13 protein-coding genes and 1 pseudogene are annotated in these 16,316 nt (G+C 63.2%); 2 read left to right on the forward strand and 12 right to left on the reverse strand.

What is annotated here, in order from left to right:
• Positions 1 to 60 precede the first annotated feature (60 nt).
• From DQ405_RS02740 to DQ405_RS02790, 11 genes are all read right to left on the reverse strand, one after another.
• Positions 61 to 1,401: a Na+/H+ antiporter family protein gene (locus DQ405_RS02740; RefSeq protein WP_168422825.1), complete on the reverse strand. Its 1,341-nt coding sequence runs from the start codon at positions 1,399 to 1,401 to the stop codon at positions 61 to 63.
• Between the two features lie 96 nt (positions 1,402 to 1,497).
• Positions 1,498 to 3,033, reverse strand: a complete 1,536-nt coding sequence (hutH, locus tag DQ405_RS02745) for a histidine ammonia-lyase (RefSeq protein WP_168422826.1) — start codon at positions 3,031 to 3,033, stop codon at positions 1,498 to 1,500.
• The gene (gene hutU, locus DQ405_RS02750) at positions 3,030 to 4,712 is read right to left on the reverse strand and encodes a urocanate hydratase (RefSeq protein WP_168422827.1); all 1,683 of its coding nucleotides are present in this window, start codon (positions 4,710 to 4,712) and stop codon (positions 3,030 to 3,032) included. Before hutU ends, hutH begins: the two co-directional genes overlap by 4 nt.
• A 43-nt stretch (positions 4,713 to 4,755) precedes the next feature.
• A complete protein-coding gene (locus DQ405_RS02755; protein ID WP_241729782.1) occupies positions 4,756 to 4,926 on the reverse strand; it encodes a hypothetical protein in 171 nt (56 codons plus the stop codon).
• Positions 4,927 to 5,018: 92 nt separating this feature from the next.
• Entirely contained in the window at positions 5,019 to 5,987 is a 969-nt protein-coding gene (gene hutG / locus DQ405_RS02760) for a formimidoylglutamase (protein ID WP_168422828.1), read from the reverse strand.
• Positions 5,977 to 7,215 (reverse strand): imidazolonepropionase, encoded by a 1,239-nt coding sequence (gene hutI, locus DQ405_RS02765; protein ID WP_168422970.1) that lies wholly within the window; start codon positions 7,213 to 7,215, stop codon positions 5,977 to 5,979. Before hutI ends, hutG begins: the two co-directional genes overlap by 11 nt.
• 662 nt (positions 7,216 to 7,877) lie before the next feature.
• Entirely contained in the window at positions 7,878 to 9,215 is a 1,338-nt protein-coding gene (locus DQ405_RS02770) for a DUF1329 domain-containing protein (RefSeq protein ID WP_168422829.1), read from the reverse strand.
• A 173-nt stretch (positions 9,216 to 9,388) separates the two neighbouring features.
• The gene (trmB, locus tag DQ405_RS02775) at positions 9,389 to 10,060 is read right to left on the reverse strand and encodes a tRNA (guanosine(46)-N7)-methyltransferase TrmB (RefSeq protein WP_241729799.1); all 672 of its coding nucleotides are present in this window, start codon (positions 10,058 to 10,060) and stop codon (positions 9,389 to 9,391) included.
• Positions 10,061 to 10,167: 107 nt separating this feature from the next.
• Entirely contained in the window at positions 10,168 to 10,962 is a 795-nt protein-coding gene (locus tag DQ405_RS02780; protein WP_168422831.1) for a thiazole synthase, read from the reverse strand.
• An 84-nt stretch (positions 10,963 to 11,046) separates the two neighbouring features.
• Positions 11,047 to 11,247, reverse strand: a complete 201-nt coding sequence (thiS, locus tag DQ405_RS02785) for a sulfur carrier protein ThiS (protein ID WP_168422832.1) — start codon at positions 11,245 to 11,247, stop codon at positions 11,047 to 11,049.
• A 104-nt stretch (positions 11,248 to 11,351) separates the two neighbouring features.
• Complete coding sequence (locus DQ405_RS02790; protein WP_168422833.1) at positions 11,352 to 11,726, reverse strand: DUF423 domain-containing protein; 375 nt, start codon at positions 11,724 to 11,726, stop codon at positions 11,352 to 11,354.
• A gap of 70 nt (positions 11,727 to 11,796) precedes the next feature.
• Between DQ405_RS02790 and mtgA the strand changes: the two are divergent.
• Positions 11,797 to 12,506, forward strand: a pseudogene (gene mtgA / locus DQ405_RS02795) (monofunctional biosynthetic peptidoglycan transglycosylase).
• Between the two features lie 286 nt (positions 12,507 to 12,792).
• Positions 12,793 to 15,351, forward strand: a complete 2,559-nt coding sequence (locus DQ405_RS02800) for a hybrid sensor histidine kinase/response regulator (RefSeq protein WP_168422971.1) — start codon at positions 12,793 to 12,795, stop codon at positions 15,349 to 15,351.
• 93 nt (positions 15,352 to 15,444) lie between these two features.
• Here DQ405_RS02800 and rpoH read toward each other — a convergent pair whose 3' ends face one another.
• Positions 15,445 to 16,299 carry an RNA polymerase sigma factor RpoH gene (rpoH, locus tag DQ405_RS02805; protein WP_168422834.1) on the reverse strand — a complete coding sequence of 285 codons (855 nt, stop codon included), beginning with the start codon at positions 16,297 to 16,299 and terminating at the stop codon, positions 15,445 to 15,447.
• Positions 16,300 to 16,316 lie beyond the last annotated feature (17 nt).

The raw sequence follows: 16,316 nt of genomic DNA on the forward strand, positions 1-16,316 counted from the left end.
GATACGCGGATAATAGCGTCCGCCGTGGCCGAGGTGCAGCGACCTGAGCGTATTACCGGTTCACAGCACCATCGCGGCCAGCCAACCCGCGGCGATCAAGGGCAGATTGAAATGCAGGAAGGTCGGCACCACCGTGTCCCAGATATGGTCATGCTGGCCATCGGCGTTCAAGCCCGCGGTTGGCCCCAGGGTCGAGTCCGAAGCAGGCGAGCCAGCATCGCCGAGGGCCCCGGCAGTTCCCACGAGGGCGATGATCGCCAGCGGCGAGAAACCGAAGCCCAGCCCCAGCGGCACGTAGATGGAGGCGATGATGGGCACGGTGGAGAACGACGAACCAATGCCGATGGTGATCAGCAGCCCCACCAGCAACATGACCAGCGCCGCCAGCCCGCGGTTATTCCCTATCAGTTCGGCCGAACTGCTGACGAGGTTGGGGATCTCGCCGGTGGCCTTCATCACCGCGGCGAAACCGGCGGCAGCGATCATGATAAAGCCCACCAATGCCATCAACCGCATGCCCTGGGTGAACACATCGTCCTGCTCGCCCCAGCGCATCACGCCGCTCACCGAAATCACGGCAAAGCCCACCAGCCCGCCGAAAACCATGGAACCACTCCACAGTTGCACCCCCAGCGCGAGCAGCAGGGCCGCGGCGATCAGACCGAGCTGCCGGGCGCCCAGCGGCTCAGTGCTGCTGCGCAGATGTTCGCCGGCCACCGGCAGCTCCTGATAGACGCGTTTGCGTCGATAGCTGAACGCGGCAAGGGCCAGCCCCAGAACCATTCCCAACGCAGGGATCGCCATCGCTTGGGGCGCCATCTCGCGGCTGACCGCCAGCCCCTGAGCGACACCGGCCTGGTTGACGTTGCCGATCAGGATGTCGTTGAGAAAGATGGTGCCGAAGCCGATGGGCAGCGACATGTAGGTGACGGTAATCGCGAAGGTGATGGCGCAGGCCGTCAGGCGCCGGTCCAGTTGCAGACGGTTCATCACATGCAGCAGCGGCGGCACCAGGATCGGGATGAAGGCGATATGCACCGGAATGACGGTTTCGGCGGCAAAGCCGGCCAGCACCAGGCAGGTCAGCATGCCCCACTTGACCAGGGCCAGTTGCCCGCCTTTGTGCTGGCTGCCCCCCAGGTGCTGGACCACCCGCGCCGACAGGCGCTGCGCAATACCGGTACGCGATAGCGCAACGGCAAAGGCGCCCAGGGTCGCATAGGCCAGAGCCACAGACGCCCCGCCGCCCAGGCCGTCATTGAAGGCCTCGATGATCGCTTCGATCGGCATACCCGCCGTCAATCCCCCGATCACGGCGGCCAACACCAGAGCAAAGACCACGGAGACCCGCATCATCGACAGGGTAACCATGGCCAGTACTGCCAATACGATTGAATTCATTGGAGCTCTTGGATCTTTATTGTTGTTTTTCGCGCACAGCGTCCCCCGTGACCTGTGTCCAGACGCAGGCCGGGGGAGCGTTAGCGATTCGGCGCTTCAGTTCAGCGAGGGCAGTATCCCGGCCGGCAGCAGCGGGCTCAGCACGCGCTCGGCGAGCAGGGCATCGGCCGCAGCGATGTCTGGCGCGAAGAAGCGGTCCTCCACGTAGTACGGCACCTTTGCGCGCAATGCCTGGCGCGCCCGCTCGAGCAGCGGCGAGCTTTTCAGCCCCTCGCGGAAATCCAGCCCCTGGCAGGCACCCAGCCATTCGATGGCCAGTACGCCGCGGGTGTTGGCGGCCATTTCCCACAGGCGTTTGCCGGCGGCCGGGGCCATGGACACGTGGTCTTCCTGATTCGCCGAGGTCGGCAGGCTGTCGACGCTGTGCGGATGGGCCAGGGCCTTGTTCTCGCTGGCCAGGGCGGCAGCGGTGACCTGGGCGATCATGAAGCCGGAGTTCACCCCGCCGTTGGCCACCAGGAACGGCGGCAGTTGCGACATGTGCTTGTCCATCATCAACGAGGTGCGCCGCTCGCTCAGCGCGCCGATTTCGGCGATAGCCAGGGCGATATTGTCGGCAGCCATGGCCACGGGTTCCGCATGAAAGTTGCCGCCGGAAATCACGTCGCCCTCGGCGGCGAACACCAGAGGATTGTCCGAGACCGCGTTGGCTTCCACCGCCAGCACCTCGGCAGCCTGGCGCAACTGGGTCAGGCAAGCGCCCATGACCTGGGGCTGGCAACGCAGCGAGTACGGGTCCTGGACCTTGTCGCAGGCTTCGTGAGAACGGCCCACGTCGCTGCTCTCGCCGAGCAGGTGGCGATAGACGGCGGCGGCATCGATCTGCCCGCGCTGGCCGCGGGCAGCATGGATACGTGCATCGAAGGGCGCCCGCGAGCCCAGGGCGGCCTCGACGGTCAGACCGCCGCAGACGGCGGCCGCGGCGAACAGGTCTTCGGCCTCGAACAGCCCGCGCAGGGCGTAGGCGGTGGATACCTGGGTGCCGTTGAGCAAAGCCAGGCCCTCCTTGGCAGCCAGAGTCATGGGCTCGAGACCGGCGATCGCCAGCGCCTCTCTGGCCGGCAACCACTGACCTTTATGACGTGCCTGGCTTTCGCCCAGCAGCACCAGCGACATATGCGCCAGCGGCGCCAGATCACCGGAGGCCCCGACCGAGCCTTTGAGCGGGATATGCGGATAGACCTCGGCGTTGATCAAGGCGATCAGCGCCTCGATCACCTTGAGGCGGATCCCAGAGAAGCCGCGCGCCAGGCTGTTGACCTTGAGCAACATGATCAACCGCACCATGGCGTCATCCAGCGGCTCGCCGATACCGGCGGCGTGCGACAGCACCAGCGAGCGCTGCAGCTTTTCCAAGTCTTCGCTGGCGATGCGGGTCGAGGCCAGCAGGCCGAAACCGGTGTTGATGCCGTAGGCGGTGCGGTCCTCGGCAATGATCGCGTTGACGCAGCCGACACTGGCTTGGATGGCGGCATGGGCGCTTTCGTCCAACCGCAGCTCGAGCGGGTTCTGGTAGGCTGCGCGCAGCTGGGCCAGGCTCAGTGTGCCGGGGTTGAGGGTGAACAGGCTCATGCTTTGGCTCCTTGGTTAGCACCGATCATCGGCAGGTCGAGGCCCTGCTCGTGGGCGCAGTCGACAGCAATGTCATAGCCGGCATCGGCGTGACGCATCACTCCGGTGCCCGGATCGTTGCGCAATACCCGGCCGAGACGGGCGCGGGCTTCCGGGGTACCGTCGGCGACGATAACCACCCCGGCATGCTGCGAGTAGCCTATCCCGACACCGCCGCCATGGTGCAGCGACACCCAGGTCGCGCCGCCGGCGGTATTCAACAGAGCATTGAGCAGCGGCCAGTCGGACACCGCATCGGAGCCATCCTGCATCGCCTCGGTTTCGCGGTTGGGGCTGGCCACCGAGCCGGAATCCAGGTGATCGCGACCAATCACGATCGGCGCCTTCAGCTCGCCGCTGGCGACCATGTCGTTGAATGCCTGGGCCAGGCGCGCACGATCCTTCAGGCCGACCCAGCAGATACGTGCCGGCAAGCCCTGGAAACTGATGCGCTCGCGGGCCATGTCCAGCCAGTTGTGCAGGTGGGCGTCGTCGGGAATCAATTCCTTTACCTTGGCATCGGTCTTGTAGATGTCCTCGGGATCGCCGGACAGCGCCACCCAGCGGAACGGGCCGATGCCCTGGCAGAACAGCGGGCGGATGTAGGCCGGAACGAACCCCGGGAAGTCGAAGGCGTCGTTCACGCCCTCCTCCAGGGCCATCTGGCGGATATTGTTGCCGTAGTCGAAGGTCGGCACGCCCATCTTCTGGAAGGCCAGCATGGCCTGCACGTGCACCGCCATGGACTGGCGCGCGGCCTTGACCACCACGACCTCCTCGGTCTTGCCGCGCGCGACGTACTCGTCCCAGCTCCAGCCGGCCGGCAGGTAGCCGTGGCGCGGGTCGTGGGCGCTGGTCTGGTCGGTGACCATGTCCGGGCGCACGCCGCGCTTGACCAGCTCGGGAAGTATCTCGGCGGCGTTGCCACAGAGGGCGATGGACACCGCCTTGCCTTCGCCGGTGTATTGGTCGATACGCGCCAGGGCGTCGTCAAGATCGCTGGCCTGCTCGTCGACGTAGCGGGTCTTCAGGCGGAAGTCGATACGGCTCTGCTGGCATTCGATATTCAGCGAGCAGGCGCCGGCCAGGGTCGCGGCCAGCGGCTGTGCGCCGCCCATGCCGCCCAAACCGGCGGTCAGTACCCACTTGCCCTTGAGGCTGCCGCCATAGTGCTGGCGACCGGCTTCGACGAAAGTTTCGTAAGTGCCCTGGACGATGCCCTGGCTGCCGATATAGATCCAGCTGCCAGCGGTCATCTGCCCGTACATGGCCAGACCCTTGCGATCCAGTTCGTTGAAGTGCTCCCAGTTGGCCCAGTGCGGCACCAGATTGGAGTTGGCCAACAAGACGCGAGGCGCGTCCTTGTGGGTCTCGAACACGCCGACCGGCTTGCCGGACTGGATCAGCAAGGTCTGGTCATCTTCCAGCCGGGTCAATACCTCAACGATCTTGTCGAAGCACGCCCAGTTGCGTGCGGCGCGCCCGATACCGCCGTACACCACCAGCTGCTTGGGGTTTTCCGCGACCTCCGGGTCGAGGTTGTTCATCAGCATGCGTAGCGGCGCTTCGGTCAGCCAGCTCTTGGCGGTCAGGGTGGTACCGCGGGGGGCGCGGATTTCGGTGTCGCGGAAAAGGCTCATGACAGGCTCCAGTCAACGGTTCATTTAGCAGTGGGCGGCCGCTCTACAGCCAGCCCGGGTGGTGCGCCAGGTAAGCCAGCGGGATGCTGAACGCCAGGATCAACAGGGTGCGCTGCAGCCAGACCAGCAACAGGTCGCGCAGGCGCAGGGGAATCCGCGTGGCGAGGACGCAGGGGATCGACACGGACAGGAACAGCGCGCTGGGTTCAGCCATGCCCGTGCTCCCGGCACGACGGACGAGCGCTGGGGTACATCATCGGTGCGTTCCTCTGTAATTGATTTTTGTCAGAGAAATGGCTGAGTGGCTCAGCCGGTCAGGGACAACAGGTGAATCAAGCGCGCCGCCAACCGCGCGGTGCGGTGGTCGATGTCATGCTCCGGGTTGAGTTCGGCGAGGTCGGCCAAGCGCAGCTTGCCGCTGTCGCGAATGCGCTCGAGCAAGGGCTCGAGCAGCGCCAGGGAAACCCCGCGAGCGGCCGGTGCGCTGACGCCGGGCGCCTCGCAGGCTGGGAACACGTCGATGTCGATGGTCAGGTAGATGGCATCGCAGCCGGCGATGAAACGCTCGAGGTCAGTGCCCAGCGCCGCCAGGCTCGCCTCGCTGATTTCGCGATCTTCGCGCACCAGCACCTGCATCTCGGCGGCGCGCTGGAACAACGCCCGGGTGTTGCTCGCACGGCTGACGCCCAGGCAGGCGTAGACGAAGGGCCAATCACGGGCCGCGCACTGCTCGGCGATCTGCGCGAAAGGCGTACCGGAGGAATGCACCTGGGCCGGGTCGCGCAGGTCGAAGTGCGCATCGAAATTGATGATGCCTATGCGTGGCGCGGCCTTCCGTGGGGCGCCCATCGACGACTTGCCGCCGGCCAGATGTGCGGCGAGCCCTTGCCAGCTGCCGAATGCCACTTCGTGCCCGCCACCGAGGACGATCGGCCGGTGACCGGCATCGAGCAATGCGCAGACACTCTCGCCCAGACGGGCCTGGGCCGCGTCCAGGTCGCCATCGGCGCAGACCATGTCACCGGCATCATAGGCCGGTCCGCTACGATGCCAGGCCAGGTTGGCCAGCGCCTTGCGCATCGCCAGCGGGCCATTCACCGCGCCGACGCGGCCATGATTACGGCGTACCCCTTCGTCGCTGGCAAAGCCGAGCAAGACCAGGCCCGGCTGGCTTTCTCCGGTGAGCGGATGGATGCGCTGGTGCCAGCGCGGGCTGTCCGCTTCCGGGTCGACGCGACCCTGCCATGACTCCATCGAGTGACGATCAGCGTGCATGGCGAACGGGCTCTCTGTCGTGACTGACGACGCCGCCAAACACGCGCTGGCGCAGGCGACCGGGTTGTACCGCATAAGCCAGTTCGGCGGGCGAGCGGATGTCCCACAAGCACAGATCGGCCGGGGCGCCAACGGCGATACGTCCCAGCTCGGGCGCGCCCAAGGCTTGCGCGGCATGCGCGGTCATGCCGGCCAGGGCCTCGCGCGGCGTCAGGCGGAACAGCGTGCAGGCCAGGTTCAGGTTCAGGGTGGGGAAGCAGATCGGCGCCGTACCGGGGTTGGCGTCACCGGCCACCGCCATCGGCACGCCGTACTGGCGCAGCAGCGCAACAGGCGGCAGCTGGGTTTCGCGCAGGGTGTGATAGGCGCCGGGAAGCAAAGTGGCGACCGTGCCGGCGGTGGCCATCGCTTGCACTCCGTCCTCGTCGAGGAACTCGATATGGTCCGCCGACAAGCCCCGATAGCGGGCCGTCAGCGCGCTGGCGCCCTGGTTGGAGAGCTGTTCGGCATGGGCCTTGACCGGCAGGCCATGGGCCTGGGCGGCGCGGAATACACGCTCGCACTGCGCCGCGCTGAAGCCGATGTGTTCGCAGAACACGTCCACCGCATCGGCCAGCCCTTCGGCCGCGGCCACCGGGATGATCTCATTGCATACCAGATCGATGTAGCCGTCGCTGTCATCCGCGTATTCCGGCGGCAAGGCGTGCGCGGCGAGCAAGGTGGTGATCACCCGCACCGGGAGGTGCTCCCCGAGCTTGCGCGCGACACGCAGCATCTTCAGCTCGTCGGCGGTGCTCAGACCGTATCCGGACTTGATCTCCACGGTGGTTACGCCGTCGGCTAGCAATGCCTGTAACCGTGGCAGGCTCTGCGCCAGCAGCTGCTCCTCGCTGGCGGCACGGGTGGCGCGCACCGTGCTAAGGATGCCGCCGCCCGCCTTGGCGATTTCGGCGTAGCTGACACCCTCCAGGCGCTGCTCGAATTCGTCGGCGCGGTTACCGGCGTACACCAGATGGCTGTGGCAGTCGATCAGCCCCGGCGTCATCACCCCTCCGCAGCCCGCTTCCATCACCCCCTCCGCCCGAGCTTCGTCGAGCTTCGACATCGGCGCCATGAACACAATGCGACCCGCCTCGACCAGAACCGCCATGGGCTGCGGTAGCGTTTGCACACCGTCAAACACCGTGACGTCGCGCCATAGCAAGCTCTTGTTAGGGGTAACGGGCATCATGGCGATCACCTTTGCATGAGGTTGTATATACAATAGGAGTGACGCACTGAGCCGTCAACCCCTTCACAGCCAGCTTTGTGGTGCGCAAACGCGTACGACGCTCTAAGACCAGTCTAGATTACTTAATTGTATATACATATATAAGCTATGCTCAGCCGGCCCCACGGATCGTCCATGCGCGCAGTCCAAGGCGACTGGAAAGTTCTGATCGATGGATGACGCGCTACTGCTCGGAAGGGTGGCAGCAGGCGAGAGTGCGCACGCCGGTGCTCGGCGCGTGCGGCCCTGGGTGCACAACCAGGCTGGAAATGGCGTGATCAGACATCGTCGCGACGTAGGGGGGAGCGTAACGGCAGGAGCGGTTCGCGAAGCGATGGGCGGTTGCATCGCAAAGGCAGGCTCATTAGTTGCGCGACAGACCCCTGGCACCGGCGGCATGCGGGTCGCGGCGCTGCGAAGCTAGAGGCATGAGATGCAGATGATGCAGAAGAGCCAGGCTGCCGCGCACAGCTATATCGCCTGCCGGAATGTGGCGCGTCGACAATTGCGTCCCGGCGCTGTCGGCCAGAAACCGTTCGATCGTCGCTCGAACGGTCAATAGAGCCCCGACTGAAAGGTCAGGGCTCTAGCAGCGCCCGAAGCCGCCTCAACGCGGTGATTCAGTTACCACCGCGGCGTAATGCTGCCGGAGAGAAGTCACGAGGCCCCATCTTGGCGTCGAAGTCGTACATCGGCTCGTTGTTGTCCAGGCCGTCGACGAAATAATTGCCATCTTGCAGGTGATACAGGGTTTCCAGAGTGCTGCCGAACATCGGCACCTCGTAGTAACTGATCGGGTGGCTTTCCTGCAGGCCGATCAGCTCGGCGTCCTCATCGAACAGATCGACCGCCAGTATCTGCCAGCTGTCTTCGTCGATGTAGAACCGGCGCATATGGTAAGGATGGCTGAAACCCTTTCGCAGCGTCGCCTCGACGATCCATACCCGATGCCGCTCGTAGCGCAGCAGTTCAGGATTCAAGGTCCGCGCGCCGATGATCGAGTCATAGGGGATGCCCTGCTGGTGAACGGCATAGCTGTTATACGGCACCAGCATTTCCCGCTTGCCAACCAGTTTCCACTCATAGCGATCCGGGGCGCCGTTGAAGGAGTCGACGACGTCCGCGGTGGCCAGTCCGCTGGTGTCCGGTTGCAGCGAGTCGTAAGCCAGCGAAGGCAGGCGCCGTACGCGGCGATCGCTCGGGCTGTAGCGCCAGGCCTTACGGATCGCCAATACCTGATCCATCGGGTCCTGTACCACCAGCGACGTACCGGATAACTTCGCCGGCGCGGTGACACGGTACTTGTAATAGAGCAGCGTGTTATCCAGCTGCGCCTGGTCCATGCCCTCGCGGTTGTAGACGTAGTAGATGTGCCGATCTCGCTTGATCAAGTTGGCCCTGCCGTTGATGATCACGGCCTGGTTGTTGATCATGTGGGTCTGCTCACCCTTGTAGTGCAGGATGTGGTTCCAGATCACCTCCATACCGTCCTGCGGCAACGGGAACGGGATGCCAGCCACCGCACCCTTGATACCGTTGCCATTGGCAATCAGCTCGGCGGAGACAGCGTTGGCACGCGTCTCGTCATAGATGCGCTGCGGTGCCGCGGCGCTGCGACGTGTCGGGAACACACGCATATGAAAGTCCGGATAGCGCTCGACCAGTGCCCGCAGCCCTTCAGGCAAAAGCGCGGCATATTCCGCGACATTACTGCTATCGACCCGGTAGAGCATTGGATCGGCTGCAAAGGGGTCGGGGTGATGCATCCCGACGGAATAGCTGGCGGGCGGCTGAACCCCACCGGTCCATGCCGGGATGCTGCCACTGGCATTAGCCGCGCGTTCGGCACCCAGGGGTGTCAGCTCTTGCCCTATTCGCGCGGCCTGAGCGTCATCCACCTTGGCCTGAGCGTGACTGGCGCACACCGCCAGTAGCAGAATTCCAAATTTCCTGTACATCTCTTTGCTCCTTGCTGCGCAACCGGCGCGCGGCAGCTGACGGCCTCTGCCAACAGGCAGGGCGCTAATGAGGCGTTGGGGATCGTGCCGTCCTGGCATGGTGTTCTTCGTCAGATCTTCCTTGGGCCGTTGGTACGGCTCTGATGGGCGTCGCGATAACGCCCTTTTTCGTTTCAGTCGATGCGTTCGAACTTGAGGTCCCAGACCCCGTGGCCCAAACGCTCACCACGGCGTTCGAACTTGGTGGTCGGGCGCTCTTGCGGGCGTTCGACGTACTGTCCGTTTGCCGCCTGATTGCGATAGCCAGGCGCGACGCTCATGACGTCGAGCATGTGCTCTGCATAGGCCTCCCAGTCGGTTGCCATGTGCAGCACGCCGCCAATTTTGAGCTTTTGCCGCACCAGATCGGCGAATGCCGGCTGGACGATGCGACGCTTGTGGTGGCGACTCTTATGCCAGGGATCGGGGAAAAACAGCAGAACCCGGTCCAGGCTGGCGTCGGCGACGCATTCACGCAGCACTTCAAGCGCATCGCAACTATAAACCCGGACATTGTTCAGGTTTTGTGACAGAAGCCCGCTTAGTAGCGCCCCCACACCCGGCGAATGCACCTCAACTGCAATGAAATCCTGCTCAGGTGCCGCGGCGGCCATTTCCAGGGTGGAATGCCCCATGCCGAAGCCGATTTCGAAGGTACGCGGCGCTTGCCGACCGAAGACCTGATCGAAATCACGCAGGCCGTCGGCCAGCTCCAGGCCGAAGCGCGGCCAACCCTGATCCAAACCACGCTGCTGGCCTTCGGTCATACGACCGGCACGCATCACGAAGCTCTTGACGGTGCGCATGCGCCGTTGGCCTTCGGCCGGGGGAGAAGTGTCACTCATGAACGAACCTGCAGATAACGTGAACCGACCGCGCGATCGGGCGAGCGCGCGGTTGGAAGCAAGGAAAATTAGCGGATCAGGCCTTCCAGAGGAGAAGAGGCACTGGCATAGAGTTTTTTCGGCATGCGCCCGGCGAGATAAGCCAGGCGCCCCGCATCGATCGCGTACTTCATGGCTTCGGCCATCAATACCGGATTCTGCGCATGAGCGATGGCGCTGTTCATCAGCACCGCCTCACAGCCCAGCTCCATGGCGATCGTGGCGTCGGATGCGGTGCCTACGCCGGCGTCGACAAGCACGGGCACAGTGGCTTCTTCGAGGATGATGCGCAGGTTGTAAGGATTGCAGATGCCCAGTCCCGTGCCGATCAGGCCAGCCAGCGGCATTACCGCGATGCAGCCCATCTCGGCGAGCTGGCGGGCAATAATCGGATCGTCGCTGGTATAGACCATCACGTCGAAGCCATCCTTGACCAGCACTTCGGCGGCCTTGAGGGTTTCGATGACGTTCGGGAACAGGGTCTTCTGGTCAGCCAGCACTTCCAGCTTGACCAGTTTGTGGCCATCGAGCAGCTCGCGAGCCAGGCGGCAGGTGCGCACCGCTTCTTCGGCGTCGTAGCAGCCGGCAGTGTTCGGCAGAATGGTGTAGCGATCCGGCGAGATGACGTCGAGCAGATTGGGCTCGCCCGGGTTCTGACCGATATTGGTACGGCGCACCGCAACGGTCACGATCTCCGCGCCAGAGGCCTCGATGGCCGCGCGGGTCTCCTCAAGATCCTTATATTTGCCGGTGCCCACCAGCAGGCGCGATTGATAGGTGCGGCCGGCAAGCGTGAAGGGTTTGTCGTGCGGAACTGGGCTCATGCGACCATCCTGTTCAGACCTTAATGAAGCGAGAAATACGCCGCTGCACGGGCGGCGTCCGGGAATATCGATGTGGCGAGCTTGTCAGCCACCACCAATGGCATGCACGACTTCGACCTGATCGCCTTCGACCAGTACCGTCGCGCCATGCTGGCTGCGCGGCACGATATCGCGATTGAGTTCGACCGCCAGCCGGCGCCCAGTCAGTTCCAGGCGTTGCAGCAGGTCGGCTACCGATTGACCATCAGGGAGTTCGTAGCGCTCGCCGTTCAACTGAATGTGCATAGTGATCGCCACCATTGCCGAGGGGCCCGCATTCTAGCCCGATCGACCCGGAGCACCAAGGCGGTGAGCGCCACCATTCATTTTCACGGGCCACTACGTTCCTTTTACGCGCGAAGGTACCAGGCCGCCAGCATCAGGCAGATCCATCCCGCCAGGAACGCAGTGCCGCCGATCGGCGTGATGATGCCCAGCTTGCTCAAACCCGTCAGAGCCAGCAGATAGAGACTGCCTGAAAACAGCAGTACGCCCAGAGTGAACAGACCACCCGCGGCGGCCAGCAGGCGGCTCGGAGCATGCAAGGCGAGCAGCGCCACTCCGAACAGCGCCAGCGCATGGATCAGCTGATACTGCACGCCTGTCTGAAACACCGCGAGGTAATCGGCGCCGAGGCGGTTTTTCAAACCATGCGCGGCGAACGCACCCAGCGCCACGCCGGTCAGCCCGAAGAACGCGGCCAGCAGAAGAAAGAGACGAATCATTCGGGCGCTTCCAGTCAGGTTCGGATGTCACCGCTATAATGCCCGTTCCCTCTGGTCGCGACCACGCCCCATGCTCCGAGCCCTGCTGCGCCGCCTTACTAAACTGCTGCTTTGGCTGACCGCGTTGTCCGTGCTGCTGGTATTGGTGCTGCGCTGGATTCCGCCACCCTTCACGGCGCTCATGGTCGAACGCAAGATCGAATCTTGGACTGGCAGCAGCCAAAGCATCGACCTGCAACGCAGCTGGCGACCTTGGAAAGAGCTGCCGGACAACCTGAAGATGGCCGTGATCGCCGCCGAAGACCAGAAGTTCGCCGATCATTGGGGCTTCGACATTGCTGCCATCCGCGCGGCGTTCGCACATAATGAACGCGGCGGCTCGCTGCGAGGCGCTAGCACGCTCAGCCAGCAGGTGGCAAAGAACCTGTTCCTCTGGTCCGGGCGCAGCTGGATTCGCAAAGGACTCGAAGTCTGGTTCACCGGCTTGATCGAACTTCTCTGGCCGAAGCAGCGCATCCTCGAGGTCTATCTGAACAGTGTCGAATGGGACAGCGGCGTGTTCGGCGCAGAGGCGGCTGCGCAGCACCATTTCGGCGTTGGCGCCCCGTATCTCTCGGCGGCGCAAGCCAGCCAGCTGGCAGCCGTACTGCCCAACCCGCGCGAGTGGAGCGCGGGTCTCCGGGCCCGCATGTCCGCCAACGCGCCAGCTGGATCCGGCAGCAAATACGCCAGCTGGGCGGAAGCCATTATCTAGATCGGCTCCGAGCCGAAACGCGTTAACGGACTCGCCAGCACGCAGCGAGGGTCACCCGGCCGAGCCCAACGCACCGAACTAGCCCGATCGACGCGATGCCAGCTCAGGCTTCGACACAGACGATCGCCCGCTGCGGACGATAACCAGATGGCCGGCGCTGCCTGAGCAAGCGTTATGGCAGTACGCTATCGCAACGCGTAAGCTGCATTTAACACATTGCCAAATGCAAACCACGCCCGCATGCAGAAGGTCATCGAGGCAGAGGCAATCACCTTCTCACCGATTCGCCACGGAACGCACGGCAGCGATAGCATGAGCGAAACCGCAACCAACGCGCCCTTGAACAAGGTGCGGCAAATTCTTCACTGGCGTAACAGCATCGCCTGGCTTGTCCTCGTCTTTACCTTATTGGTGCAGCTGGCCATTGTTCAGCATCTGAAGCTGAAAGAGGATCGCGCTGCGAGCCAGCAATTCGATTTCCTGGTGAAAACTACCATCGAAGCCATCGGCAAACGCATGCTCGATCATGAGCAGGTGCTTCTCGGCGCCGCCGGCCTGTTCGATGTCAACGGCGAGGTTTCGCGCGAGCAGTGGCACGCCTACAACGATCGCCTTCAGCTGGCCGAACGCTACCCTGGCATTCAGGGGGTGGGATTCGCCAAGGCCGTGCTTTCCGATGAGCTGGAGACGCACGTCCAGAGCGTTCGCAGCGAAGGGTTTGCTACCTACTCCGTGCATCCACGCAACTCCGACGCCTCGCTGCGCACACCAATCGTCTACCTTGAGCCGTTCCGCGACCGCAATCTAGCCGCCTTCGGCTACGACATGTTCGCTGAGCCTGTGCGGCGGCAGGCCATGCTCCAGGCGGCCGAATCAGGCCAGACGCACATCACCAGCAAGGTCAGGTTGCGCCAGGAAACCCATGGCAAAGAGCAGGCCGGCATCCTCATGTACGTGCCGCTGTATCAACCAGGCGCGCCGATCCGCTCTCCACAGCAACGTATTCAGGCGCTCAAGGGGTTCGTCTACAGCCCCTATCGGATGGACGATCTGATGCGCGGGATTCTCGGTGCAGCCGACCCGAATCTCAGCCTGCACATCTATACCGGCGATGACGAGAAACCCGAGTCCCTTATTTTCACCAGCCGGGACGTGCCACGGACCGAGCCGGCCCACTACAGCCGGGTCCTGCATCTCGATATCTATGGACGCACCTGGACCCTGCGCCTGGAGAGCCTGCCAGAGTTCGAAGCGTTTTTTCATGCCAACAACGAGCTGGTACTCGCCCTTGGCATTGGCCTTAGCTTGCTGTTGTTCTTTCTGATCTCCTCGCTTTCGCTCAGGCGCAGCCGCGCCGAAGCGCTGGCACAGCAGATGACCGAGCACATCCGAGAGAACAGACGCGCCCTTCAGCTCAGTGAGGAGCGCCTCAGCCTCGCGCTCAAGGGCAGCAATGACGGCCTCTGGGATCTGAACCTGAATGCGGGAACGTTTTATGCGTCACCACGCGCCTGGCACATGCTCGGGTATCGTCCCGGCGAATTGCACTCGGATCTCAAGCTCTGGGAGCGGATCATGGTGCCCGAGGATCTACCCCAGGCCCGCACACAGCTCGCGCGGATCATGCTCTCGGCGGTCGACCACTTCACTACCGAACTACGCTTTCAGCATAAAAGCGGCACGGTGGTTCCAGTCCTGATTCGCGGTTATATCCAGCGTGACAGGGACGGCCAGCCGCTGCGCATCAGCGGCACCAGCATGGACCTGACCGAGCACAAACGCATCGAGCAGATGAAAGATCAGTTCATCTCGACCGTCAGTCATGAGCTGCGCACCCCGCTGACCTCCATCAGCGGCGCGCTGGCCCTGGTCACCGGCGGTGCCGTAGGCGACATTCCGCCATCAATGCAGCAGATGCTTGATATCGCCCATCGCAACAGTCTGCGTCTGGGCCACCTGATCGACGACCTGCTGGATATGGAAAAGGTCGCGTCGGGCAAAATGTCGTTTGATCTGCGTGAACACTCGCTCTGCCGGTTGCTGGACGAGGCACTCGCGAGCAATCAGGCCTTCGCCGCCCATTTCGGCGTGAGCTGCGTGCTGCGCAACCCTGCACAGGTCAACGTCTGGGTCGACGGCCTGCGTTTGCAGCAGGTGCTCGCCAACTTTCTCTCGAATGCCATCAAGTACACCCCGCAAGGCGGTGAAGTGACCCTGCACTGCAGTCTGCCTGATGCCAGCCATGTCCGGATCAACATCACCGATCAGGGGCCGGGCATTGCACCGAGCTTTCAGACGCGGGTATTCGAAAAGTTCGCCCAGGCGGATGCCTCTGATAACCGCCAGAAAGGCGGTACCGGTCTGGGCCTGGCCATTACCAAGGAATTCATCGAGCGCATGGGCGGGCGGGTCGGCTTCGATACCGAGGAGGGGCGCGGGACCACCTTCTGGTGCGAGTTACCCATCGTCGAGTCCGCCACATTAGCAGTGGATCAAGGCCAGCCACGCCTGCTCGTGGTCGAGGACGAGCCGGATACCGGACGACTGCTGCATCTGATGCTGCGTGATGCCGGTTACGCGGTTGATCGGGTGCAGAGCCTGCATGCTGCACGGGACAAGCTCGCCGGCACCCGCTACGAAGCGATCACGCTCGACCTGCACTTACCGGACGGTAGCGGGCGCGAGCTGATCGACGAGATACGCAGAAACCCCGCTACGCAGGCGTTGCCGATCATCGTGATTTCGGCGGCAAGCCAGTTCGAGCAGAACGATGAAGACACCGGCGTCACCTGGCTGCATAAGCCCATCAGTGCAGCGCAGCTATTGATTGCACTCACCGATTCCCTGGAAGACGCCCAGCCGCTGCCGTGACCACTGACACCGTATACAGCGGTGACCACACCCCGAGCTGACGGGCATAAAAAAGGCGCTGCAGCTGCAGCGCCTTTGAGCGACCAGGCCATATCAGGCCTGGATGGACCCCTTGAGCTTGTTCATCGCATTCTTTTCAAGCTGTCGAATGCGCTCTGCGGATACACCGTACTTGGCGGCAAGATCGTGCAGGGTCGCCTTGCTTTCACTCAACCAGCGTTGCTGGAGAATGTCTCGACTCCGCTCATCCAGCGTGTCCAGCGCCTCGTGCAAGCTGGAATTGGAGTTATCGCTCCAATCAGCATCTTCGAGCTGCCGTGCCGGATCGTAGCGATGGTCCTCGAGATAGTGCGCAGGCGATTGATAGGCGCTGTCATCATCGGCATCGGCTGACGGATCGAAGGCCATGTCATGCCCCGTCAAACGGCTTTCCATCTCACGCACTTCGCGGGCTTCAACACCGAGGCTGTCGGCGACTCGCTCGACCTCGTCATTGTTCAGCCAAGCCAGGCGTTTCTTTTGGCTGCGCAGATTGAAGAACAGTTTGCGCTGCGCTTTGGTGGTGGCAACCTTGACGATGCGCCAGTTGCGCAGGATGAATTCGTGAATCTCGGCCTTGATCCAATGAACTGCGAACGACACCAGGCGCACACCCATTTCCGGGTTGAAGCGCTTGACTGCCTTCATCAGGCCAACGTTGCCTTCCTGAATCAGATCGGACTGGGCCAGACCATAACCCGAGTAGCTCCGGGCGATATGCACGACGAATCGCAGGTGGGCGAGCACCATCTGACGTGCGGCCTCGAGGTCCTGCTTGTAGAACAGACGCTCAGCCAGGTCGCGTTCCTGCTCGACCGTAAGCAGCGGAATGCTGTTGACCGTCTGCACATAGGCCTCGAGATTGCCTCCCGGGACCAGGGCTTGAACAGGTTGCAGATTTGTAGTCATGCAGATCCTCCAAAATT

This window comes from Pseudomonas sp. SST3 (assembly GCF_003325755.1).

Excerpts from the sequence above, each read along its gene's own strand:
- thiS (WP_168422832.1), bottom strand. The coding sequence starts at position 11,247 with ATGCACATTCAGTTGAACGGCGAGCGCTACGAACTCCCTGATGGTCAA.
- DQ405_RS02770 (WP_168422829.1), bottom strand. The coding sequence starts at position 9,215 with ATGTACAGGAAATTTGGAATTCTGCTACTGGCGGTGTGCGCCAGTCAC.
- hutU (WP_168422827.1), bottom strand. The coding sequence starts at position 4,712 with ATGAGCCTTTTCCGCGACACCGAAATCCGCGCCCCCCGCGGTACCACC.
- rpoH (WP_168422834.1), bottom strand. The coding sequence starts at position 16,299 with ATGACTACAAATCTGCAACCTGTTCAAGCCCTGGTCCCGGGAGGCAAT.
- hutH (WP_168422826.1), bottom strand. The coding sequence starts at position 3,033 with ATGAGCCTGTTCACCCTCAACCCCGGCACACTGAGCCTGGCCCAGCTG.
- hutG (WP_168422828.1), bottom strand. The coding sequence starts at position 5,987 with ATGCACGCTGATCGTCACTCGATGGAGTCATGGCAGGGTCGCGTCGAC.
- DQ405_RS02740 (WP_168422825.1), bottom strand. The coding sequence starts at position 1,401 with ATGAATTCAATCGTATTGGCAGTACTGGCCATGGTTACCCTGTCGATG.
- hutI (WP_168422970.1), bottom strand. The coding sequence starts at position 7,215 with ATGCCCGTTACCCCTAACAAGAGCTTGCTATGGCGCGACGTCACGGTG.
- trmB (WP_241729799.1), bottom strand. The coding sequence starts at position 10,060 with ATGCGCACCGTCAAGAGCTTCGTGATGCGTGCCGGTCGTATGACCGAA.
- DQ405_RS02780 (WP_168422831.1), bottom strand. The coding sequence starts at position 10,962 with ATGAGCCCAGTTCCGCACGACAAACCCTTCACGCTTGCCGGCCGCACC.
- DQ405_RS02790 (WP_168422833.1), bottom strand. The coding sequence starts at position 11,726 with ATGATTCGTCTCTTTCTTCTGCTGGCCGCGTTCTTCGGGCTGACCGGC.
- DQ405_RS02755 (WP_241729782.1), bottom strand. The coding sequence starts at position 4,926 with ATGGCTGAACCCAGCGCGCTGTTCCTGTCCGTGTCGATCCCCTGCGTC.
- DQ405_RS02800 (WP_168422971.1), top strand. The coding sequence starts at position 12,793 with ATGAGCGAAACCGCAACCAACGCGCCCTTGAACAAGGTGCGGCAAATT.